Annotated in this window: 19 protein-coding genes; 14 read left to right on the top strand and 5 right to left on the bottom strand. The window is 72.1% G+C overall.

The window, feature by feature from the left end; all coding sequences use genetic code 11:
* The 6 genes from ACIQPR_RS25495 to ACIQPR_RS25470 all read left to right on the top strand — a co-directional run bounded on the left by ACIQPR_RS25495 (position 1) and on the right by ACIQPR_RS25470 (position 7,610).
* Positions 1 to 1,641, top strand: a complete 1,641-nt coding sequence (locus ACIQPR_RS25495) for an AMP-binding protein (RefSeq protein WP_403652691.1) — start codon at positions 1 to 3, stop codon at positions 1,639 to 1,641.
* Positions 1,638 to 4,013: a bifunctional salicylyl-CoA 5-hydroxylase/oxidoreductase gene (locus ACIQPR_RS25490; RefSeq protein WP_403652303.1), complete on the top strand. Its 2,376-nt coding sequence runs from the start codon at positions 1,638 to 1,640 to the stop codon at positions 4,011 to 4,013. Before ACIQPR_RS25495 ends, ACIQPR_RS25490 begins: the two co-directional genes overlap by 4 nt.
* A 97-nt stretch (positions 4,014 to 4,110) precedes the next feature.
* Positions 4,111 to 4,965, top strand: coding sequence for a PaaX family transcriptional regulator C-terminal domain-containing protein (locus tag ACIQPR_RS25485; RefSeq protein ID WP_403652300.1), 855 nt, complete (start codon positions 4,111 to 4,113; stop codon positions 4,963 to 4,965).
* 209 nt (positions 4,966 to 5,174) lie between these two features.
* A complete protein-coding gene (locus tag ACIQPR_RS25480) occupies positions 5,175 to 5,822 on the top strand; it encodes a ScbR family autoregulator-binding transcription factor (protein WP_403652297.1) in 648 nt (215 codons plus the stop codon).
* A 96-nt stretch (positions 5,823 to 5,918) separates the two neighbouring features.
* The gene (locus tag ACIQPR_RS25475) at positions 5,919 to 7,097 is read left to right on the top strand and encodes an acyltransferase family protein (RefSeq protein WP_403652293.1); all 1,179 of its coding nucleotides are present in this window, start codon (positions 5,919 to 5,921) and stop codon (positions 7,095 to 7,097) included.
* Between the two features lie 9 nt (positions 7,098 to 7,106).
* Positions 7,107 to 7,610, top strand: coding sequence for a GNAT family N-acetyltransferase (locus tag ACIQPR_RS25470; RefSeq protein WP_403652291.1), 504 nt, complete (start codon positions 7,107 to 7,109; stop codon positions 7,608 to 7,610).
* On the opposite strand, the gene ACIQPR_RS25465 is transcribed toward ACIQPR_RS25470, so the two are convergent.
* The 5 genes from ACIQPR_RS25465 to ACIQPR_RS25445 form a co-directional block, all read right to left on the bottom strand.
* Complete coding sequence (locus tag ACIQPR_RS25465) at positions 7,594 to 8,661, bottom strand: P1 family peptidase (protein WP_403652288.1); 1,068 nt, start codon at positions 8,659 to 8,661, stop codon at positions 7,594 to 7,596. The genes ACIQPR_RS25470 and ACIQPR_RS25465 overlap by 17 nt on opposite strands.
* Positions 8,662 to 8,727: 66 nt before the next feature.
* Positions 8,728 to 9,726, bottom strand: coding sequence for a type I glyceraldehyde-3-phosphate dehydrogenase (gap, locus tag ACIQPR_RS25460; protein WP_403652285.1), 999 nt, complete (start codon positions 9,724 to 9,726; stop codon positions 8,728 to 8,730).
* 157 nt (positions 9,727 to 9,883) lie between these two features.
* On the bottom strand, positions 9,884 to 10,840 hold the full coding sequence (locus tag ACIQPR_RS25455; protein ID WP_403652283.1) for a GlxA family transcriptional regulator: 957 nt from the start codon (positions 10,838 to 10,840) through the stop codon (positions 9,884 to 9,886).
* Between the two features lie 58 nt (positions 10,841 to 10,898).
* The gene (locus ACIQPR_RS25450) at positions 10,899 to 11,276 is read right to left on the bottom strand and encodes a toxin Doc (protein ID WP_403652280.1); all 378 of its coding nucleotides are present in this window, start codon (positions 11,274 to 11,276) and stop codon (positions 10,899 to 10,901) included.
* On the bottom strand, positions 11,276 to 11,512 hold the full coding sequence (locus ACIQPR_RS25445) for a hypothetical protein (protein WP_381239260.1): 237 nt from the start codon (positions 11,510 to 11,512) through the stop codon (positions 11,276 to 11,278). The genes ACIQPR_RS25450 and ACIQPR_RS25445 overlap by 1 nt, the downstream gene beginning before the upstream one ends.
* 88 nt (positions 11,513 to 11,600) lie before the next feature.
* On the opposite strand from ACIQPR_RS25445, the gene ACIQPR_RS25440 reads away from it, so the two are divergent.
* The 8 genes from ACIQPR_RS25440 (at position 11,601) to ACIQPR_RS25405 (ending at position 22,803) form a co-directional block, all read left to right on the top strand.
* Entirely contained in the window at positions 11,601 to 12,380 is a 780-nt protein-coding gene (locus ACIQPR_RS25440) for an SDR family NAD(P)-dependent oxidoreductase (protein WP_403652277.1), read from the top strand.
* 181 nt (positions 12,381 to 12,561) lie between these two features.
* Positions 12,562 to 13,626: an LLM class flavin-dependent oxidoreductase gene (locus tag ACIQPR_RS25435; protein ID WP_403652274.1), complete on the top strand. Its 1,065-nt coding sequence runs from the start codon at positions 12,562 to 12,564 to the stop codon at positions 13,624 to 13,626.
* Between the two features lie 68 nt (positions 13,627 to 13,694).
* Positions 13,695 to 13,862: a thiomuracin/GE37468 family thiazolyl RiPP peptide gene (locus tag ACIQPR_RS25430; protein ID WP_403652271.1), complete on the top strand. Its 168-nt coding sequence runs from the start codon at positions 13,695 to 13,697 to the stop codon at positions 13,860 to 13,862.
* A 121-nt stretch (positions 13,863 to 13,983) separates the two neighbouring features.
* The gene (locus tag ACIQPR_RS25425; protein ID WP_403652268.1) at positions 13,984 to 15,990 is read left to right on the top strand and encodes a hypothetical protein; all 2,007 of its coding nucleotides are present in this window, start codon (positions 13,984 to 13,986) and stop codon (positions 15,988 to 15,990) included.
* Positions 15,983 to 17,635 carry a TOMM precursor leader peptide-binding protein gene (locus tag ACIQPR_RS25420; protein ID WP_403652265.1) on the top strand — a complete coding sequence of 551 codons (1,653 nt, stop codon included), beginning with the start codon at positions 15,983 to 15,985 and terminating at the stop codon, positions 17,633 to 17,635. The genes ACIQPR_RS25425 and ACIQPR_RS25420 overlap by 8 nt, the downstream gene beginning before the upstream one ends.
* Positions 17,632 to 19,194: a SagB family peptide dehydrogenase gene (locus tag ACIQPR_RS25415; RefSeq protein WP_403652263.1), complete on the top strand. Its 1,563-nt coding sequence runs from the start codon at positions 17,632 to 17,634 to the stop codon at positions 19,192 to 19,194. The genes ACIQPR_RS25420 and ACIQPR_RS25415 overlap by 4 nt, the downstream gene beginning before the upstream one ends.
* Positions 19,194 to 21,833 (top strand): lantibiotic dehydratase, encoded by a 2,640-nt coding sequence (locus ACIQPR_RS25410; protein WP_403652260.1) that lies wholly within the window; start codon positions 19,194 to 19,196, stop codon positions 21,831 to 21,833. Before ACIQPR_RS25415 ends, ACIQPR_RS25410 begins: the two co-directional genes overlap by 1 nt.
* Positions 21,826 to 22,803: a lantibiotic dehydratase C-terminal domain-containing protein gene (locus ACIQPR_RS25405; protein ID WP_403652257.1), complete on the top strand. Its 978-nt coding sequence runs from the start codon at positions 21,826 to 21,828 to the stop codon at positions 22,801 to 22,803. Before ACIQPR_RS25410 ends, ACIQPR_RS25405 begins: the two co-directional genes overlap by 8 nt.

The raw sequence follows: 22,803 nt of genomic DNA, 5'->3' as shown, positions 1-22,803 counted from the left end.
ATGGACCTCTCGCCCACCGCCTATCCGGACACGTTCGCCCGCGACCATCTCCCGCCGCGCGCCCAGTGGCCGGTACTGGAGTTCACCACCGACGCGCTCCGCTACCCCGAACGTCTTAACGCGGGCGCCGAGTTGATCGACGTGCCCACCGCCGCCTTCGGCCCCGACCGCCCGGCCCTGCGCACACCGGACGGCGAGGTGTGGTCCTACGGCGAACTGCTGCGCCACGCCAACCGGATCGCCCACGTCCTCACCGAGAACCTCGGCCTGGTCCCCGGCAACCGCGTCCTGCTGCGTGCCCCCAACAACCCTTGGATCGTGGCGTGTTGGCTCGGCGCCCTGAAAGCGGGCGGCATCGTCGTCACCACCATGGCGGCCCTGCGGGCCCGTGAACTGACCCCGGTCGTGGAGAAGACCCGCCCGGCCGTGGCGCTGGTCGACCACCGCTTCACGGCGGACGTCGAGGCCGTACGCGACTCCGTCCTGCCGGACCTCAAGATCGTGGCGTACGGAGGCGACGCGGCCGACGACCTCACGCGCCAAGTGGCGTCGAAACCGGCGGAGTTCACGGCCGTCGACACGGCGGCCGACGACGTCGCCCTCTTCGGGCCCACCTCGGGCAGCACCGGCGTACCGAAGATCACCACGCACTTCCACCGGGACCTCCTGTCGATCCACAACACCTTCGGCCGCCACACGCTGCGGCTGCGGCCCGACGACCTCGTGTCGTGCACGGCGCCCCTCGCCTTCACCTTCGGGCTCGGCATCCTGGTCGTCTGCGCGCTGCGGGCCGGGGCGTGCGCGCTGCTGACGGAGGCCGTCGCGCCGGAGCCGCTGGCCGAGCTGGTCGCCGAGGCGGGGGTCACCGTGCTGGCGACCGCGCCGACGGCGTACCGGCGGATCCTCAAGGCGGGGAAGGCGGACCGGCTGCATGGTCTGCGCGGCGCGGTCAGCGCCGGGGAGCACATACCGGAGGAGGTGTGGCGGCAGCTGCACGAGGAGACCGGGATCAAGGTCATCGACGGCATCGGCGCCACCGAGATGATCCACATCTTCATCTCCGCCGCCGGTGACGACATCCGGCCCGGTGCGACCGGCCGGGCGGTGCCCGGCTACCGGGCCACGATCCTCGACCTGGACGGCGAGGAGGTCGGGCCGGGCGTCGAGGGGCGGCTCGCGGTGATCGGCCCGGTCGGCTGCCGCTATCTCGACGACCGGCGCCAGGAGAACTACGTGGTGAGCGGCTGGAACATCACGGGCGACACCTTCGTCCGCGACGCGGACGGCTACTTCTACTACCGCACCCGCACGGACAACATGATCGTCTCCTCCGGCTACAACATCGGCGGTCCCGAGGTCGAGTCCGCGATCAACACCCACCCGGACGTCGTGGAGTCGGCCGTGGTCGCCAAGCCGGATGCCGAACGCGGCTCGGTGGTCTGCGCGTTCGTCGTCCTGGCCGAGGGGATCGTCGGCGACGAGGCCAAGGTGAGGGAGATACAGGACCACGTGAAGGCGCGGCTGGCGCCCTACAAGTACCCGCGTGCGGTGCGCTTCTGCGCCGATCTGCCCCGCAACACCAGCGGAAAGCTCCAGCACTTCCTGCTGCGCCGGATCATCGAGAGGGAGAACCAGGCATGAGGATCGCCATCGTGGGCGGCGGGCCGGGCGGGCTGTACCTGGCCGCGCTGATGAAGCAGCTCGACCCCGGCCACGAGATCACCGTCTGGGAGCGCAACGCGCCCGACGACACCTTCGGTTTCGGCGTGGTCTTCTCCGACGAGACCCTGGGCGGCATCGAGAACGCGGACACCGTCGTCCACGACGCGATGGAGAGCCGGTTCGCGCGCTGGACCGACATCGACATCGAGTTCGACGGGCACCCCTTCACGGTCGGCGGCCAGGGCTTCGCGGCGATGGCCCGCAAGGATCTGCTGCACATCCTCCAGGGTCGGGCCGCCGAACTCGGCGTCACGGTCCACTACCGCGCCCCCGCCCCGGACGTCGACGAACTGCGTCTGTCCCACGACCTCGTGGTCGCGGCGGACGGCATCAACTCGGCGGTGCGCACCAAGTACGCCGACGCCTTCGTCCCCTCCCTCGACCGGCGGACCAACAAGTACATGTGGCTGGGCACCGACCGGGTCTTCGAGGCGTTCCAGTTCCTGGTCAGGCAGACCGAGTTCGGGACCATGCAGATCCACGGCTATCCCTTCTCCGACGCCGGTTCGACGTTCATCGTCGAGATGGCCGAGGACGTGTGGCGCCGGGCGGGCCTCGACTCGACGGAGGGCGTCGAGTTCCCGCCCGGCATCAGCGACGAGGAGTCCGTCGCCCGGATCCGCGAGCTCTTCGCCGCCGAACTCGCCGGCCACGGTCTCCTCACGAACAACTCCCGTTGGCTGAACTTCACGACGGTCCGCAACGAGCGCTGGCACCACCACAACGTGGTCCTGCTCGGCGACGCCGCGCACACCGCGCACTTCTCGATCGGTTCCGGCACCAAGCTGGCCATGGAGGACGCCCTCGCGCTCGCCGCGTGTCTGCACGAACACCCGGGCGTGGACGAGGCGTTGACGGCGTACGAGGCCGAGCGCCGGCCGGTGGTGGAGTCGACGCAGCGCGCCGCGCAGGCCTCCCTCGAATGGTTCGAGAACATCGGCCGCTACGCCGGACAGGATCCCGCGCAGTTCTGCTTCAACCTGCTGACCCGTTCCCGCCGGATCACCTTCGACAACCTCAAGGACCGCGACCCGGGCTTCGCCGACCTGATCGAGCGCGGCTTCGCCGAGGCCCAGGGACGGAGCCCGGCCGGGTCCGCCCCGGCGATGTTCCAGCCGTTCGCGCTCGGCGGCCTGGAACTGAAGAACCGGATCGTGGTCTCGCCGATGGACATGTACTCCGCGGTCGACGGAGTGCCGGACGACTTCCACGTCGTCCACCTCGGCTCCAAGGCGCTCGGCGGCGCGGGCCTGGTGATGACGGAGATGGTGTGCGTCTCCCCCGAGGCCCGTATCACCCCGGGCTGCACGGGCCTGTGGAACGACACCCAGCGCGCGGCGTGGGCGAGGGTCACCGCCTTCGTCCACGAGCGCAGCACGGCGAAGATCGGCCTCCAGCTGGGGCATTCGGGCCGCAAGGGTTCGACCCGCCTGATGTGGGAGGGCATGGACGAGCCCCTGCCCGAGGGCAACTGGGAGGTCGTCGGCCCGTCCGCGCTGCCCTACGGCACGGGCTGCCACCAGCCGCGCCGGATGACCCGGGCCGACATGGACGCCGTGGTCGCCGACTTCGTGTCCGCCGCCCGCCGGGGCGCCGACGCGGGCTTCGACCTGCTGGAGGTGCACGCGGCCCACGGCTACCTGCTGTCCTCCTTCCTCTCCCCCGTCGCCAACCACCGCGCCGACGAGTACGGCGGCGAACTGCCGAACCGGCTGCGCTTCCCGCTGGAGGTCTTCGACGCCGTACGGTCCGCCTTCCCCGCCGACCGCCCGGTGACGGTACGGATCTCGGCCACCGACTGGGTCCCGGACGGGAACACCGAGCACGACGCGGTCGAGATCGCGCGCGCCTTCGTCACACACGGCGCGGCGGCCGTCGACGTGTCGTCCGGCCAGGTCACCAAGGACGAGAAGCCGGCCTACGGACGCTCGTACCAGACCCCGTTCGCCGACCGGATCCGGCACGAGGTGGCCGCTCCGGCGGGCGTGGCCGTGATCGCCGTAGGAGCGATCTCGTCCTACGACGACGTCAACTCGATCCTGCTGGCCGGGCGCGCCGACCTGTGCGCGCTCGGGCGGACGCATCTCTACGACCCACAGTGGACGCTGCATGCCGCCGCCGAGCAGGAGTACCTCGGGCCGGGCGCCGACTGGCCGGCGCAGTTCGCGGCGGGCCGCCGCAGGCCGCCGACCGCCCGGACCGACGCGGTCCGCCCGCGCCTCGCACTGCTGCGCGAGACCGCACGGGACCCCGTGCACCTGCGCTGGACCCCCGGCAGGCCGGCGCGTTGAGCGGGCCCGACGGCAGCCACCACCACGCCGGCGTCGCACCGATCCGTCCGGGCCGGATCCGGCCGCCCTGTGCGCGGCGCTCTAAAATGTTCCGATCATGACGGCAAGCGATCTCGTCGACGACAGCCCTGGCCAGCCCGCGCCTCCGCGATCCCTGATCATGACGGTGTACGGCCTCTACGCGCGCGAGGTCGGCGGCTGGATCAGCGTGAGCACGCTGATCCGGCTCCTCGCCGAACTGGACGTCGACGCGCAGGCGGTCCGTTCCTCGATCTTCCGGCTGAAGCGCCGCGAGATCCTGGTGGCCGAGCGGCGGGAGGGCCGCGCGGGCTACGCGCTCTCGCCGTACGCCCGCTCGGTCCTGGAGACCGGTGACCGCCGTATCTTCGAGCGGCACACCGTCACCGACGACGGCTGGGTCGTCGCCGTGTTCTCGGTACCGGAGAGCGAACGGCAGCACCGCCACCAACTCCGGTCCCGGCTGACCTGGTTGGGCTTCGGCACGGTCTCCTCCGGAGTCTGGATCGCCCCGGCCCACGCCCTCGACGACACCCGCGACCACCTCCTGCGACACGGCCTGGACCAGTACGTCGACCTGTTCCGCGCCGACTACGTGGCCTTCGGCGACCCCGCCGAACAGGTGGGCCGCTGGTGGGACTTGGCGGCACTGCAGAAGCTCTACGACGATTTCGTCGCCGAGTTCACGCCGCTGGCCGGGCGTTGGGCCGCTGCCTCCGGGGACGCGCTGTCGGACCGGGACGCGTTCATCGACTACGTCCATGTCCTGACGGCCTGGCGGCGGCTGCCCTATCTCGACCCGGGGCTGCCCGACACCCTGCTCCCCGCCACCTGGTCCGGCGCGCGGGCCGCGGATCTGTTCGCCGCTCTCCGGAACTCTTTGGCCCGGCCGGCCCACGCGTTCGCCGGCGGTCTGCTGACCGAAGGACCGTGATCGATCGACCGGCCGAACAGGGTTCGAGAAAACGGCACGACCGGTCCGAAAACGCAGCCACCACAGGCCAGTTGGCGGAGTTCCCGCCGCAGATCGGCTGGCCATCGGCCCAACGCCCACTTCAAGGGCGCCGTAGACTATACGAACTGGACGGTATTTTTGGCGAGTTGAACAGCGCGGCTCGCCCGGAACGAAAGGCGCCGGCCCCCATGCCAGGACCCAAACAGGACCGGGCGATCCGTACCCGCCGCACCATCCTGGTCGCCGCGGCCAGCGTGTTCGAGGAGCGCGGCTACCAAGCGGCCACGATCAGCGAGATCCTCACCACCGCCCAGGTCACCAAGGGCGCCCTGTACTTCCACTTCAAGTCGAAGGAGGAACTCGCCGAGGGCGTCCTCGCCGGACGGGACGAATTCGCCGTCCCGGACCGCCCGTGCAAGACACAGGAACTCGTCGACACGGTCATGCTGCACTCGTACCACCTGCAGACCGACCCCATGGTCCGGGCCGCCGCCCGGCTCACGCTCGACCAGCGTGCCGACGGCGTCGACCGGACCGGCCCGTTCCACCACTGGACCGGCGTCACCACCGGCCTGCTCGACAAGGCCCGCGACCAAGGTGAACTCCTGCCCCACGTGAACCCCGTCGAGACGGCCGAGATCCTGGTCGGCAGCTTCGCCGGCGTGCAGGCGATGTCCCAGGCGACCACCGCCTACCAGACCCTCCCCCACTCCGCCTCCGCGCTCCTGCGCCACATCCTCCCCTCCGTGGTGCACTCCTCCGTCCTGACCTCGCTCGATCTCACCCCGCTGCGCGCCCTCACCGTGCACGCCGAGATACAGGCCGCCGCCTCCTGATCCCGCGCGGGCGTCGGCGGCCGGATGCCGGCCGGGGCTCCATGAGGAACATGAGAATGTGTGTGATCCCCGTTCTGCTGGGCAGACGCGGCCGTTATGAGCACCCTGGAACGGAGCACGGCAGCCGAGGCCACCGGACAGCGCCCTGACGCGGGACCGGGCTTCGCGTCCGCGCTGCGCGGCCGGGGGCGGGTGGCGGGGCTGGACGGACTGCGGACGGTCGCCGTCCTCCTGGTGATCGTCTACCACGTGCGGCCGGACCTGGTACCCGGTGGCTCGGTGGGCGTGGACGTGTTCTTCACGATCAGCGGATTCGTCATCACCCGGCTGCTGGTCACCGAGTACGCCCGCGACGGCCGGATCGGACTGTGGTCGTTCTACCGCCGGCGCTGGCAGCGGCTGATGCCCGCCCTGCTGGTGATGTGCGCGGTGACCGCCGTCCTGTCCGTGACGCTCGCGCTGCCGCTGTTCCAGGGGGCGTGGATGGCGGCGGTGCTGGCCGCGGGCTCGGTCGTCAATCTCGTCCGGGCCGGGAACGCCGGAACGTACTCGGACCTCACCGCGCCGCTCAGCCACACCTGGTCCCTGGGCGTGGAGGAGCAGTTCTATCTGGCCTGGCCGCTGCTCCTGCTGGCGCTGCTCCGCCACGCGCGGGCACGGGCGGTGCTGGGCTGGGTCACGGTGCTGTGCGTGCTCCCGGTGCTGTGGCGGACCGTGCTGTGGGACCCCTCGGCGGCACACCGCATCTACAACGGCCCCGACACCCGCGCCGACCAGCTCCTCGTCGGCGCTCTGCTGGCCCTCGTGCTCGCCCGGCTGCGCGCCGACGACCCCCGGCTGGCGCTGCTGCGCCGCTGGGCGGGCCGCCTGTGCCGCCCCGCGCTGGTGCTGTTGGCGCTCATCGCCTGGCAGGTCCCGATCACGGAGGTCAGCGGCTGGAACCCGGTCTGGTACACGGTGGGGTTCCTGGCCGCCGCGCTGCTCACGGCCTGCGTGGTGGCCGCGCTGGACCTGTGCCCCGACTCGGGGCCCGCCCGTCTGCTGTCGCTGTCCGTGCCGGTGTGGATCGGACGCAATCTGAGCTACGGGATGTACCTGTGGCACTACCCCGTGATCCGGCTGCTCCACGACCTCGGAGTGCGCGGCGACGCGTTGCTCCCGGCCGGTCTCGCGGCCACCCTCGGCGCGGCCCTGGCCTCGTACGTCCTCGTCGAACGGCCCCCGCTGCGCCGCCGACGGCCGGTGCCCCGCCCGGTGGTCGGCGCGGCCGGGTAGGGTCGGGCGGTGCCCGAGTTGCAGCGGCTGCGCGCCGATCACGCCCCGGCGGTCCTCGCCTTCGAGCGTGCGAACCGCGCCTACTTCGCCGCCTCCGTCACCGACCGCGGCGACGACTACTTCACGCACTTCGCCGAGCGGTTCCAGGCCCTGATCGCCGAGCAGGAGGCCGGTGTCTGCGCGTTTCACGTGCTGGTCGCCGAGGACGGCTCGGTGCTCGGCAGGTTCAACCTGTTCGACCTCGTCGAGGGCGGCGGCGCCGACCTCGGCTACCGAGTGGCACAGCACGTCGCCGGGCGGGGTCTGGCGACCGCGACCGTCCGGGAACTGTGCCGGCTGGCCGCGGCACGACACGGTCTGCGCACGCTCCGGGCGGCCACCGCGGACACGAACACCGCGTCCCGAAAGGTGCTGGCCAAGTGCGGGTTCGTCCCGGTCGGCCCGGCGCTCCCGGCCGAGATCGGCGGCAGGCGGGGCACCTGGTACGAGCGCGTCCTCACCCCGGCGGACTGAGCAGCGCGGCGGCGGGCAGGGGCCAACGGGTGTGTCCGCGCGGCCCCGTGACCGCGGTCGCGGTCAGCAGCGAGTTCAGCACCGCTTCCTCCACGGCGTCCAGCACCGCGCCGAACAGGACGTCGAGCCCGGCGTCGGGCACCACGGCCGGTCCGGCGGGCGTGCCCAGGGGAAGGGTGCTGAAGGCGAGTCCGTAGTCGCCGCTGCCGTGGCCGTAGCCCGCGCCGACCCTGGCCAGCGCGTAGACGGCGCGGCGGGCGAGCCGGGTGAGCTGGCGGGCGTCCAGGGGCGCGTCGGTCGCGGCCACGACCATGCAGGAGCCGGTCTCCGGACCGGGATCGGACTCCTCGGTGGGCACGCCCACGTCGGCGGGAGTGATCGTACGGCCGCGTACCCGCAGGGTGCCGGCGAAGTTGGCCTGCACCAGCACACCGAGCGTCGTCTCCCGGCCCGCGAGCGGTACGCGTCGTGACGAGGTGCCGATACCGGCCTTGAAGCCGAGCGCGGTCATCCCGGTGCCCGCGCCGACCGAGCCCTCGGCGACCGGTCCGGCGGACGCGGTGTCGAGTGCGGCGCGGACGTGTTCCTCACGGACGGGACGCGAGCGGATGTCGGACAGCAGGCCGTCGTTGCACTCCCCCACCACGGGGTTCACGCTCCGCGCCTCCGCCCCCTCGGGCCGTTCCAGGATCCAGCCGACCAGGGCGTCCGCGACCCGGAACGCGGACAGGGTCGAGGTGAGCAGCACCGGGGTTTCGAGCGCGCCGAGTTCGGCGAGCTGCGTACTGCCGAGGAGCTTGCCGTAGCCGTTGCCCGCGAACACCCCGGCGGGCAACGGGCGGTCCGGCCCCACCCCTTCGGGCACGATCGCGGTGACACCGCTGTGCACGCGCGGCGGGCGGACCAGCGTGGTGTGCCCGACCCGGACGCCGGGCACGTCCGTGATCGCGTTGTGCGTCCCGGTGGGCAACTCGCCGACACCGAGCCCGAGTTCACGGGCCCGGCGGGGCGCGGCGGGCACGGGCGGAGCGGGGCGGAGCGACTCGGGCATGGCCAGACCCTACGGCAGCACCGGTCACGCCGGCGGAAGCAGGCCACCCGCCCCGCGTCGTCGCTGTCAGCCGGCGGCGAGGAGTTCCAGGGTGTCGATCACCCGGTTGGAGAAGCCCCACTCGTTGTCGTACCAGGCGACGACCTTCACATGGCGGCCGTCGACGCGGGTGAGCGCGGAGTCGAAGATGGACGAGGCCGGGTTGCCGGTGATGTCGGAGGAGACGAGCGCGTCCTCGGAGTATTCGAGGACACCCGCGAGGGGTCCCTCGGCCGCGGCGCGGTAGGCCGCGAGCACGTCCTCGCGCGTCACGTCGCGGGACACCGTGGTGTTGAGTTCGACGATCGAGCCCACCGGCACGGGGACGCGGATCGAGTCGCCCGACAGCTTGCCGTCGAGGTTCGGCAGGACATGGCCGATCGCCTTCGCGGCACCGGTCGTGGTCGGCACGATGTTGACCGCGGCGGCACGCGCGCGGCGGGCGTCGCGGTGCGGGCCGTCCTGGAGGTTCTGCTCCTGCGTATAGGCGTGCACCGTGGTCATGAACCCGTGCTCGATACCGGCGAGTTCGTCGAGCACGGCGGCGAGCGGGGCCAGCGCGTTGGTCGTGCAGGAGGCGTTGGAGACGATCGTGTGCGTGGCCGGGTCGTAGGCGTCGTTGTTCACCCCGAACGCGAGCGTCACGTCAGCGCCGTCCGAGGGCGCGCTGACGAGCACCTTGCGCGCGCCCGCGTCGAGGTGGACGCGGGCGGCCTTGGCGGAGGTGAAACGGCCGGTGGACTCAAGAACGAGGTCGACGTCCAGCTCGGCCCAGGGCAGGTCCGCGGGCTCGCGCTCGGCGAGGACCTTGATGCGCCGGCCGTCGACGACAAGGGTGTCCCCGTCCACGGAGACGGGGCGGCCGAGGCGGCCGGACGTCGTGTCGAAGGCGAGCAGCCGGGCGAGGGTGGCGGGCTCCGTGAGGTCGTTGACGGCGACGACTTCGAGGTCGCTGTCGCGTTCGAGCAGGGCGCGCAGCACATTGCGTCCGATGCGGCCGAATCCATTGATGGCGATGCGAGTCATAGGTGAAGTCCCTTCGGTTCCCCACCAGGCTCGCGCGCGGCGACCGTCGGTGACAGTGGCGTGATCGCCACGGTTCAAAAGGATTTCGCCAAGGTGCCCGTGGGGTCTTCGAAGGTTGCTCGCGGGGTCTTCGCCCAAGGCCTTCGCGGGGCCTCGGCTACTCCCCCTGGGCGAAGGTGCGCCGGTATTCGCTCGGTGTGGTGCCCAGGAGGCGGTGGAAGTGCAGCCGGAGGTTCGCGCCGGTGCCGAGGCCGACGTCGGCGGCGATCTGCTCGACGCTGCGCTCGGACCGTTCGAGGAGTTCGCGGGCCATGTCGACTCGGGCGCGCATGACCCACTGCATCGGTGTGTAGCCGGTCTCGTCGACGAACCGCCGGGAGAACGTGCGCGGTGAGACGGCCGCCTGCCGGGCCAGTGTTTCGAGGGTGAGGGGCTCGCCGAGCCGGTGCAGGGCCCACTCGCGGGTGGCGGCGAACCGTTCGCCGAGCGGCTCGGGCACACTGCGCGGCACGTACTGCGCCTGGCCGCCGCTGCGGTAGGGGGCCGCGACCAGGCGCCGGGCCGCGTGGTTGGACGCGGCCACGCCTAGGTCGCCGCGCAGGATGTGCAGGCACAGGTCGATTCCGGAGGCGGCGCCCGCCGAGGTCAGCATGGTGCCCTCGTCGACGAACAGGACGTTCTCGTCCACTTTCACGAGCGGGTACTTGGCCGCGAGCGCCCGCGTGTAGTGCCAGTGGGTCGTCGCGCGCTTGCCGTCGAGCAGCCCGGTGGCGGCGAGCGCGAAGGCACCCGTGGAGATCGCGGCGAGCCGGGCGCCCCGGTCGTGCGCGGTGTTCAGCGCGTCGAGGACGGTCCGTGGCGGGTCCTCGCGGTCGGGGAACCGGTAGCCGGGCACGAAGACGATGTCGGCCCAGGCGAGCGCGTCGAGGCCGTCGGCGACGTGGTACGACAGGCCGTCGCCGCCGGTCACCAGACCGGGGGCCGCGCCGCACAGCCGTACCTCGTAGGGCATGCTCGCCCGTGTCGTGAAGACCTGTGCGGGGATGCCGACGTCGAGCGGTTTGGCGCCTTCGAGGACGAGGACGGCGACACGGCGGAGGCGGGCGGCTGACACGGCACCAGCCTACGCAGCGGTACGCCCGCGCGGTCGCGAGGATCCGGGGCCGACCAGGTCATACCTTCCAGGAGCGCAGCTGGTCGGCGACCGCCGTGACTCCGACGCGGGTGTCGCGGATCTTGCGCACGAGTTCGGAGAGGGCGCCGTAGGGCGGGTCGATGCCCTCGCCGGACTGGCCCATGTACTGGGCGGCGACGAACGCGGCGTACAGGCTGTTGCGGTGCGGCAGCGGTTCCAGGCGCACGATGGTGTGCATGAGCGCGGCGGCCCGCCAAGCGGCGTCCGGGTCGGCGGCGGCGAGGGTCGGCAGCTTGGTCCGGTGCCGGGCCACGGCCGCCACGAGCGCGGAGTAGTCCGAGACCGACATGTCCTCGTCGGAGAGGGCGGCCTCCTGGACGTCGAGCAGCCAGGAGACGTCGATATACAGGTGCATCAGGCGGCTGCGACCCCGCCGCGCTCGGAGGGCGGCACCTCTTCGGGGAAGGCGTCGTCGAACTCGCCGCGCAGTCGCTCCGCCCACGCGGACGCGCCGGCCACGAACCGGCCGCGCTGCATCTCGCGGACGCCGAGGTCGTGCAGGTACTGCTTGAGGCTCTTTCCCTCGGCCGCGGCGGCGGCGCGTACTCCGTCGAGTTCCTCTTCGGTGAAGGACACGTTCAGTGATGGCATGCGTCGATGGTACCTAGTTGGTGCCACGGGTGCGAGGGGCCCGTCCCGGGTGACCCCGGAGCACGGAGCGCGCGCCTAGGCTGCGGGGATGATCTCTCGTGACTATCTCTTCGACATGTTCTCGCTGGACGGCCGGGTGGCGGTGGTGACGGGTGGCAGTTCCGGCATCGGCCGGGCGGTCGCCGGGGCGCTCGCGCGGGCCGGGGCCCAGGTCGTCGTGGTGGCCCGCAAGGCGGCGGAACTGACCGCCACCGTGGACGAGTTGGTGGCCGAGGGCGGCCGGGCCGCGTGGGTGAGCGGTGATCTGGCGTCACGTGACGGGGTGCGTACGGCGGCGGAGGCGGCGGCCGAGGTGTTCGGTGAGCCGGACATTCTCGTGAACAGCGCCGGGATCAACCTCCGGCCGCCGATGGGCGAGTTGGGCGAGGACACCTGGGACACCACGATGGCGGTGAACCTGGAGGCGCCCTATCTGCTGGGCCAGCGCTTCGGTCCCGGCATGGCCGAGCGGGGCTTCGGGCGGATCATCCACATCACCTCCCAGCAGGCGCACCGCGCGTTCGTGCAGAGCGGCGCCTACGGGGTGTCCAAGGGCGCGCTGGAGTCGCTGGCCCGCTCGCAGGCCGAGGCGTGGTCGCCGTACGGCGTCACCTGCAACACGCTCGTGCCGGGGTTCGTGATGACGCCGCTCAACGCGCGTCTGTCGGCGGACCCGGAGAAGGTGGCGGCGCTGGCGGCCCGGACGATGGTCGGGCGCAACGGACTCGCCGAGGACTTCGCGGGCGCCGCGGTGTTCCTGGCGAGCCGCGCCTCGGCCTATGTCACCGGGCAGTCGCTCTTCGTGGACGGCGGGTTCTCCGTTCACTAGCGACGGCTCGTGCGTGAGAACCCTCATCCTCGAAAAGGAAAGGTGCCACGACTCAACCGTGTCGGCGGCCCGACGTAACGTCTCCCCTGAAACACCCCGGTGACGCAGGCAGACCCGGGACCGCATGGGGGCGTATCCCGCGTCGATCCGATGGGGATCCGGTTGGTAGGGAGTGGTATCGGTGCGCTTCGGACTTTCCTTTCTTCCTGACTGCACACCGGAGACGAAATCTCCGCAGGCCTACTTCAGTGACGCGCTGGAGTTGTCGGTCCAGGCCGAGATGGGCGGTCTGGATTCGGTCAAGATGACCGAGCACTATCTGCACAGCTACGGCGGTTACTGCCCGAGCCCGCTGGGATTCCTGTCCGCCGTGGCGGCCCGGACGAAGTCGGTCCGGCTGATCACCGGTTGTGTGCTGCCGGTTTTCCATCACCCCATTCAACTGGCCGCGGAAACCGCTCAGGTGGACGCGATCAGCGGCGGCCGGCTCGACGTGGGATTCGCCCGGGCCTATCTGCCCGACGAGTTCGACGCCCTCGGCCTGGAGATGGACGAGAGCACCGACCGGTTCCGCGAGACCATTCGCGCCGTCCAGCGGATCTGGACCGAGGAGAAGGTCAGCGAGGAGACGCCGTACTTCTCCTACCGTGACGTGACCGGACTGCCGCGGCCCACCCAGCGGCCCCATCCGCCGATGTGGGGAGCCGCGGTACGCACCCCGGAAAGCTTCACCTGGCTGGGCGCGGAAGGGCTGGGGCTGCTGATCACCCCGCTGATCTCGCCGCACGAGTTCCGTGACCACCTGACGCTCTACCGCGACGCGTACCGGGCGGCGCACGCCGACTCCGGTTCGCGGCCCAGGGTCGCGGCCAGTCTGCCGCTCGTCGTCGCGGACACCGACGAACGCGCCGAGGAGATCGCCGAGACCTATCTGCGGCGCTACCTGGACGTGTGGGCGGAGGCGGTGAGCCCGTGGGACAGACGGGAGTCGTCCGCTTATCGCGGCTACTCCGGTTTCGGCTGGATGCTGCGCGGTCTGCGCGCCGCCCAGCTCTACACGGAAGGCGGCGCGATCGTCGGATCGCCCGCCACCGTCATCGAGCGCATCCGCGCCTTCAACGACCATATCGGCGGCGTCGACCAGATCCTCTGGCAGATCGATTTCGGTGCGATGCCGCTCCCCGAGGCTCGGCGGACCTTGCAGCTCTTCTGCGACAAGGTGCTGCCCGAGGTGAAATCGCTGTGACGTGAGCACAGTTGTCACCGCGAATTCACTCGCAGAAAAAATACACACAGGGGAAGGAGGTGCAAGACATGGAGGAATTCGACGAGTTGGTGCTGGACGACAGCGCCTTCGAGCTGGTGGACCTGGGCACGGTGGTGCCCGCCTCGGTGACGGCCGGCTACGGCCTCACGGAGCTGTCCGCTTCCGGTGGTGCGAGCAGCTGTTGCTGCTGCTGCCCGTGCTGCTCCTGCACCTGATCCGGGTGCTGTTCCTTTCGGCACATGTGCTCTAGCCGGTGCGTGTACGTGAAAGGGGACCGGGTGGCTCTCGGTCCTCCCGCTGACCAGTCATCAACGAATTCATGAAGAAGCGGTGGTCATGGAAGTAGATGTCGAACGGGTGCGGCCACGACTGCGCGGGGACGTCTACGTCATGCGCGTCCCGGAAGGCGCGTACATCCGCAGCAACCTCGGCGGTTCGATGCTCAAGGGCGCGTCGACGTACGAGTGGATCCAGCGGATCGCCCCGATGCTCGACGGCACCAGGACCCTCGGCGAACTGTGCGCCGCCGTACCGGAGTCCAGCCGTGCCGCCCTGGCCAAGCTGATCCTGCTGCTGCACGGCAAGGGGTACGTCAAGAACGTGCTGGACGACCGTCCGCACACCCTGACCGCCGACCTGGCCACGGCGTACGCGGCCAACATCGCCTTCATCGAGTACTTCACCGATTCGCCGGAACTGCGCTTCGAGAACTACCGCGACAGCGCCGTCGTCCTGACCGGGTCCGGTCCCCTGCTCCAGGCCCTCGCCAACTCGCAGCTGCGCGCCGGTGTCCGCGTGCCCGTGCTCGTACCGTTCGCCGAGTCGCCGTTCGACCGCGACCGGGTCGCCGAGCACCTGGCCGACGCCCAGCGGCAGGACCCGCACCAGCGCGTCGTCCACCTGGACGGCCAACCCCTCGACCGGCTGGCCGCCGAGGCGGCCATGGTCCTGCACGTCGCCGACCGCCCCATGATCGAACGTGCCCGGCTGCTGTCCCTGGCCGCCGGTGCCGCAGGCGCCGCGTCCGGGCAGGTGGTCGTGGTGGGCGACGAGGCGTGGATCGGCCCGGTGATCGGCGCCGACGGCGACCCCACGGCCTGGGAGTCGGCCTGGCGCCGGCTGTGCGCGCTCGCGCCCGACACGGTGGGCGCGGATCTGCGCGACCATCCGGAGGTCGCGCCGAGCGAGTTCCTGCGCGGCCCCACGGTCGCGCTGGTCGCCAACCACCTGTGCTTCGCCGCGTTCCGGCATCTCACCGGCATCGACGAGGGCACCGACCCCGACCACGTGGTCCGGTTCGACCTGGAGACGCTGGAGACCACGAACCACGCCTTCCTCCCGCACCCGCTCGCGCTGCCCGCCGTACCCGACGACCCGGACCGGCTGTCCGCGCTGGCGGCCTCGGCGCCCGTGGACGACGAGGAGCTGGCCCGCCGCGCGGTGGACTGCGTCGACCCGCGGACCGGTGTGTTCGCCGAGATCACCGAGCGCGACTACGAGCAACTGCCGCTGTTCGTCAGCGAGGTCGTGGTCTCCGACCCGGTCGGTCTGGCCGGCGGTCCCTTCCCGGTGCACGGCTGCGGGGAGAGCGTGGTGGAGTCCCGGCAGCGGGCGGTGCGGCACGCGCTGGAGCGCTACGCGGCCGTCATGGTCGACCACCGCAGGGGCGACCGGCTGCACGGTCTGGACGTGCTGACCGGCGAACCGGTCGCGGTCGACGCGGCGGCGGTCTTCCCCCCGAACACCGGGACGAACGCGGCGACTTCGACGACCGCGACCTCCGGGAGCGACTGGCCGGCGGCCGTGCGCGCCGCCGTGGTCGCGGCGGCCAACGAGGCCGCCGTAGCGGCACTGTCGACCGCGACCGAACCGTTCCGCCGGCTCGACATGGACGACGTCGCGCAGACCGCGCGCGGCGCGCGCTGTCTGAAGCTGCTGGGCATCGTCGAGCAGCCCTTCGAGGTCCACGACCTGTCCGGCCGGGCCGGGCTGCCCACGTTCGCGTTCAGCACCCCGGAGGGCACCGTCGCCTACGTGAGCGACCTGGACGCCGGCCCGGCGCTGGAGCGGGGGTTGGAGCTGGTCCTGCTCGCCTATCAGTCCCGGGCCGCCGGACAGCCCGTCTACGCGCCGCCGCCCGTGCCCGACCTGCCCGCGAACCTGCGCGGAAAGGCCGGGGAGAGCGACGGGGGCGCAACGTCGGTCGCGTCCGTGGGCGTCGAGGAGGTCGTGGCGGCCCTGACGCGCGAGGGCGGTCGCGTGGTGGCCGTACCGCTCGACCACGATCCCGTGCTGGCCCGGACGTGCCCCTTCGTGGTGCGAGCCGTGGTCGTCCATGGCTGACCAGCCGCAGGTGCTGCTCGAACCGGATCGGGTCGTGGTCGGGCCGTGGCCGCCGGGCTGCCCCGAGTGTCTGCGGACGCGCCGCACCGCCGCCGCGTCCGCCGAGCGGATCGCCGAGATGGCCGTCGAGACGCCGGACCGGGAGCTGCCGACCTTCCTGGCGGACACCGTCGCCGCGCTGGCCTCGGCCCGGTCCGAGGAGCGGCGGTACTGGACCGTGGGGACGGCCACGCTCGCGCTGTCCCGGCACGGGTACCTCAACGACCCGCGCTGCCCGCGCTGTTCGGCCCTCCCGGCCGACACCGCGCGGGGCGCGGAGCCGGACCGGCGGACGCGGCCCAAGCTCTCGCCGGCTTCGAGCCGCGTCCGTCCGCTGGACCGGGACGGGCTCGCCACGACCTACGTCGACGCGGAGAGCGGTCTGGTCCCGTCGGTCACCTCCTACACACAGCACTCGTTCCCGTTCACCGAGGCCGTGCTGGCCGTACCGGGCGTCTCCAAGGACGCGGCGGGCTACGGCCGTACCCGGGACTTCGCCTCCGCGTGGTCCATCGCGGTGGCGGAGTCGCTGGAGCGGCTCGCCGCGTACGCGCCCGGCAAGCGGACCGGGGTCAGGGCCGGCTACGCCGAGGTCGCCGAGGCCGCGGTCGATCCCCGCTCGCTCGGCCTGTACCCCGCCGACCGGTACCGGCTCCCGGGCTTCCCGTACCGGGAGTTCACCGAGGACGCGGTGACCGACTGGGTGTGGGGGTACTCGTTCGGCCGCGAGCGTCCGGTCCTGGTGCCGGAGAGCTTCGTCTACTACCGGCTGCACACGGTGTCCGGCGGCGGCCCCGGGTTCGCGTGCGAGATCTCCAGCGGCTGTGCGCTCGGGGGGTGCTACGAGGAGGCGGTGCTGCACGGCGTCCTCGAAGTCGCCGAGCGGGACGCGTTCCTGATGGCCTGGTACGGGCGCACACCCCTGCCCGAGATCGACCCGGCCACCGTCCCCGACCACCGGATACGGCTCGTCGCCGAGCGCGTCGAGCGGCAGGGCTACCGGGTGCGTGTCTTCGACACCACGCTCGACCACGGCATCCCGTCGTTCTGGACGTTCGCCGAGGACGTCACCGGCGGCGGACGGCCCCGGGCCGTGTCGACCGGCGGCAGCGGGCTGGACCCGGCCGAGGCGATCCTCGCCGCGCTGCACGAACTGAGCCAGACCGTGGAGTACGTGGGCGTCCTCGCGCTCGACCCGGGCTGGCGGGAGCGCGCACGGCATCTCGCCGAGCATCCGGACGACGTCGTGTCGATGGCCGACCACCTGCTGTGCGCGGCCGGCCCGGACACCTTCGACCGGTACTCCTTCCTCCTCGACGATCCCGTCCCGCTGGCCTGGGAGCAGGGGCTCGAACGCTGGCGCTGGCCGCGCCACACCGACATCGGCGCGGATCTCGACGAGGCCGTACGGCGATTCGCCGCGGCCGGGATGGACGTCGTGGCCGTCGACACCACCTCCACGGAACAGACAGCGGGAGGCTTCAGATGCGTCAAGGTGATAGCACCGGGCTCGGTGCCGATGACCTTCGGGCACGCGGCCCGGCGGGTGACCGGACTGCCCCGGCTGCCCGAGGTGCGCAATCCGCACCCGCACCCGTTTCCGTGACCGGGCAAAAGGAGGGCGTGGGCCGGGAGTTCTGGCGGGTCAGCCTGGAGGACCTCGCCGTCGCGATGGAGACCCGGCAGTCCGAGTACGGCAACCCGGACGAACCGCTGAAGTTCAAGATCTACCGCGGCCGGCCGCGCCGCCCGCTGACGACCAGGGTGCCCAGGGAGCTGACGAAGGTCACGGCGCTCGACGAACCGGCGCTCTCGACACTGCTGCGCTACGGCTACGGCATCTCCCGGCAGGAGTTCGAGACCAACGGCACCTGGCCCTACCACCGGATGGTCGCCTCCGCGCGCTGTCTGTTCGGCGTCCAGCTGTACGTGTGTTTGGCCGACGGCGTCTACCACTACGACGCCCCGCACCACGCGCTGGTGCTGCTGCGCGAGGGCGATCACCGGCGGCTGCTGACCAGGGCGAGCGGCACCACGGGCGCGGTGCCGGAAGCCGTGCTCGTGCTCTCCGGGCTGTTCGCGAAGACCGCGTACATCTACCGCGACTACACCTACCGGCTGTGCACGCAGGAGGCCGGGCTGCTCGCCGGGAACATCGATCTGGTCGCGGGGGCCATGGGCCTGTGGGCGCATGTGCACCACCAGTTCGTCGACGAGCCGGTGCACAAGCTGTTCGGGCTCGACGCCGACGAGGAACCGGCCCTCGTGGTCCTGCCCCTCCACTTCCCGGGCAACACCCGTGCCGGTATCCGGCGGGCCACCGTCCCGCGCAGCGGCTCGGCGCTCGCCGCGACGATCGACCCGATCGACCCCGAGGTGGTCTCCGGCGGGCTGAAGGTCGCGCAGGCCTGCCCGACGCTGACGGAGGTCAACCGGGCGTCCCTGCGCACCAACACCGCGACCTTCGCGGCGGCCGAACCGGGCGCGCACGGCGACTCCCGCGCACCCGGTGCCGTAGGACTGCCGCTGCCGTCGGCCGATGTGCCGCGGATCGATCTGGCGGAGGTGCTGCGGGCGCGGGACTCCGGGCCCGGGGTGTTCCGGCCGGTCGCCTCGCGGGTGGACGGGGTCGAACTGTGGACGCGGCTGGCCCGGGTGCGCACCGGTGTCACCAGCGACGCGGTGCCGGCCGGCGGGTCGGTCCCGTTGGAGATCTATCTGACCGTCGGTGACCTCTCCGGGATACCGGCGGGCTGCTACCGGCTCGACCAGGACACCCGCGCGCTGCGGCCGGCCGGCCCCGCGGACCCCGGCACCGACGCCATCACGGCGATCGAGCGGGTCACCATTCCCGGGCCGGTCTTCCAGCACATGAACGCGGTGGTCCATCTCGTCGGCGACCGGGACTGGGCGTTCGACACCTTCGGCGACCGCGGCTACCGGGTGATCAGCCAGGAGGCCGGGCTGCTCGCGCACCGCGTGTGCGTCGCGGCGGCGGCCCAGGGCCTGTCGGGCCGGATCGTCAACGCCTACCACGCCGAGGGCGTCCGCGCGGCGCTCGGACTGACCGAACGACGTCACACCCCGGTCTTCCAGATCCTGCTGGCCAGGACGGGACCGGGAGGGCGCGTCATCGTGCCCGTCGAACCCGAGGCGGTGGAGTGATGGACACGCTGTGGGAAGCCGGCCCCGGCGCGCTGGGGTACGTGCCCGGACCGGCCGCCGTGGTGCGGCTCGCGGGCAGTCCGGTCACGGCGCTGGAGGGGCTGCGGTGCGCGCGGAGTTGGCACACCGCCCGGGAGCTGGTGCGGCTGCGCGCCGAGATCGCGGACACGGCCGGCGGCCTGTCGGACCTGCTGCACGCGGCGATCGGCGCCGCGGGCGACGGGGAGCCCAAGGCCCGGCTGGTCGCGGTGCGCCGGGCCGTGCACCGCGGTCGCCGCGTCGACCCCGCCCGGCTGGCCGACGTACCGGACGAGGTGCTCGGTCCGCTGCGGGAGTGGACGGCGCGGGTCGCCGAACGCGACCGGCTGCTCGCGGACCTGCCGGGGCAGCTGGAGCGGGACTGGGCCGCGAGCTACGACGCGCTGCGGGACGCGGCCCGGGTGCCCGCGTTCCAGCTGGGCCTGGTGCACGCCAACCCGGACATGTTCCTGACCCTGCGCAAGTGGTTCGACACCGGGCGCGCGCCGCAGCGGCAGAGCGTGCTGCGGCTGGCGCAGTACCTGGCCCGCTCGGCGGCGAAGACGAGCCCGTACTCGACGTTCACCAGCAGCGGTCTGGCCGCTTGGGGCCGGGCGGACGACCTCGTCGAGTGGTCCGGGCGGCCGGGCGAGGGACGGCTCGTCGCGGCCACCGCGACCGAGATCAGCGTCGGATCGCTGCACCGGATCGCGCGCGCCCTGTGCGAGCGCCCGGAGTTCGTGGGCGGCTGCCGGGTCCGGATCAACCCGAGCGCCACGGCCGTCGACGGCGCGCTGGTGTTCCTGGGCCGGCGTCCGGCCGAGTACGTGCACACCCTCGCGCTCACCCCGACCCTGCGCCGGGTGATGGAACTGACCACGGGCGAGAGCACGTTGGACGATCTGCTCGGCGCGCTGCGGGCCCTGGCCGGGGAGGGGCGCCAGGCCGACGTGTTCGTGGGCAGGCTGGTGGCGCTGGGACTGCTGGAGCTGGTCCCGCCGCTCGCCGACCAGGCCCCGGACCCGGTCGCCGACCTGCGCGGCTGGCTGCGCGAGCACCGGCGGCCCGGCCTGGAGCGCCTGGACCGGACCCTGCACGCGGTGCACGAGGCCCTGTCGACGTATCCGACGATCACCGCGCCGGCCGACCGGGTCGCCGTCCGCGACGCCGTGATCCGCGGCCTGGACACGGCACTGCGCGAGGTGGGCGACCACGCCCACGCCGACAGCCCGAAACTGGCGCAGGAGTTCGCCCGGTACAGCTTCTACGAGAACGCGGTGCACCCCGGTACGACGGCGGTGCTGGACCGCCGGAGCTGGCGGCCGTTGCTGGACGATCTCGACGCGGTCCGTACGCTGCTCGGTCTGATCGGGCCGGATCTGCCGTTCAAGCTGACGCTCGGCTCGCTGTTCCGGAGCCGGTACCCCGCCGACGCGGAGGTGCCGCTGCTGGTGTTCTACCGGGACGTGCTGGCCGAGCAGTCCGCCGGGAGCCTCCCGGCGGCGGCGCACAGCCGGTTCGCCGGCCCGGACAGTCCCGTCGAGGCGCTGCGCGAGCTGCACCGGCTGCGCACCGCCTGCAAGCGGCTGCTGGGAGAGCGCAGACCCGACCCGGACGGTGTGGTCCGGGTCCTCCCCGGGGAGATCCGCGCGCTGGCCCGGACCTGGCCGGACTGGGTCCGCACCCCGACGTCCGTCGCCGTCTACTGCCAGCTCACCGACGCCGCGCACGGTCCGCAGCTGGTGGTCAACAGCGTCGGCAGCGGCTTCGGCCGGGGCCGCAACCGGGTCCGGCAGATCCTGGACGTGCTCGACCTGCCCGCCGACCGGCCGGCCGAGGCGGGGCCGGCCGCGAGCCACGGCAAGGTGCTCTTCGCCGAGTTCGAGGCCGTGGCCCGGTCCGCGGTCAACGTCCGCAGGCCGGGTGTCCGGCTGGCCGTCGACTATCCCGGGGTGCGCAGCGTGCGCGCGTCGGACGACCTGCTGCCGGTCAACGACCTGTATGTGCGGCGCGGCGACGACGGGCTGCCCGCTCTGGTCTCGCGGCGGCTCGGCCGACGGATCTGCCCGGTGCACCCGGGGCTCGGCGCCGACCGGCTGCTGCCGCCCGCCGCCCGCTTCATGCTGGAGGCGTTCGGCGAGTCCAACACCTGGTTCGGCGCGCACACCGAACTGCGGATGACCTCGGACCCGCGCGCGGACAACGGCGTGCTCCATCTGCCCCGGCTGATGGTCGGAGACGTGGTGCTGCGGCGCGCGATGTGGATGACCCGCGCGGACCGGCTGCCCCGGCGGGCCGACGCGCCGACCGACGCGGCCTGGATGCTCAGGATCGCCGGCTGGCTGGCCGAACACGGCATCCCCGAACGCTGCTTCGTCACCCTGCTCGACCCGGCCGTCCTGGGCCAGGGCGCGAACGGGCAGGTGCCGGGCAACGACACCAAACCGAACTACGTGGATTTCGCGAGCATGCTCCTGCTGCTCGGGTTGGAACGCAGGCTCGCCGAGCCGAACTCGATCGTGCAGATCAGCGAGATGGTGCCGGACCCCGGCCACGTCCGCGGCGGGCACGTCGCCGAGTACATCGTGGAACTGAACGAGCCCGGAGTCACCTATGTCTGAGCGCAGTTGGGTCAGCGCCCACCTCTTCTACCACGGCGATCAGGACGCCCCGGTCACCGGCGTCGTCAGACCGGTGGCCGAACGGCTGCGCCGGGCGGAACTCGCCGACGGCTTCTTCTTCCTCCGCTACTGGGAGGGCGGTCCGCACCTCCGGCTGCGGGTGCTCACCTCGCCGGAGCACGTCCAGGAGGTCCGCTCGGCCGTCGAGGAGACGGCCGCGGAGTTCTTCCGGACCTCGCCGTCACGCTCCTCGATCTCCGCGCGGGACTACGCCGAGTCCGCGCCCGGCCTGGCCGCGCTGGAGCAAATGACCGACTACGACACGGAGTTGCGTCCGGACAACTCGGTCGCGTTCATCGACTACGTGCCGGAGACCGAGGTGTTCGGCACCGGCCGCGCGCTGGAGGCGGTCGAGCGGCAGCTCATGGCGAGCAGCGCGCTGGCCGTCGAGCTGATCGCCCGCGGGCGCACCCCGGGACAGCGGGCCATGGACGCCTTCGCCATGCTGGCCGCCAACCGCACCCTGTTCACCGGCATCCTGCCCGAACTCGCCTACCAGGCACGGTTCCTGGTGGAGAGCGGCGGCGGCGGGGCGCGGCTCCTGGAGTCGGCGGAGTTCGAGAAGTACTTCGACGCGAACAAGGCGCATCTGCGCACCAGCCTGGAGGCGGTGTGGGCGTCGACGCGGGGTGTGGCGCTGCCGGACGCGTCGGTGCCGAGCAAGTGGCTGACGGGCATGCGGGACCTCAACGACACGCTCGTGGAGCTGGAGTTGCTGGGCGAGCTGGACGCCTACCCCAGCTTCGAGGCCCCCGCCGACGTGCTGGAGCACATCAACCACCTGGTACCGCAGCTGATCGTGGAACGCTGCGCGCACCTGATGTGCAACCGGCTCGGCATCAGCCTGGCCCAGGAGTCCCATCTGCGGCTGCTGTTGACCAGGACCGCGTTCGACCTGTGCGCGGTGTGA

Origin of the sequence: Streptomyces sp. NPDC091280 (assembly GCF_044768565.1) — a bacterium.
In the GTDB taxonomy this organism is placed as follows: Bacteria; Actinomycetota; Actinomycetes; order Streptomycetales; family Streptomycetaceae; genus Streptomyces.
The sequence above is the reverse complement of the archived record's forward strand: the minus strand, read 5'-3'. Positions and strand labels throughout refer to the sequence as shown.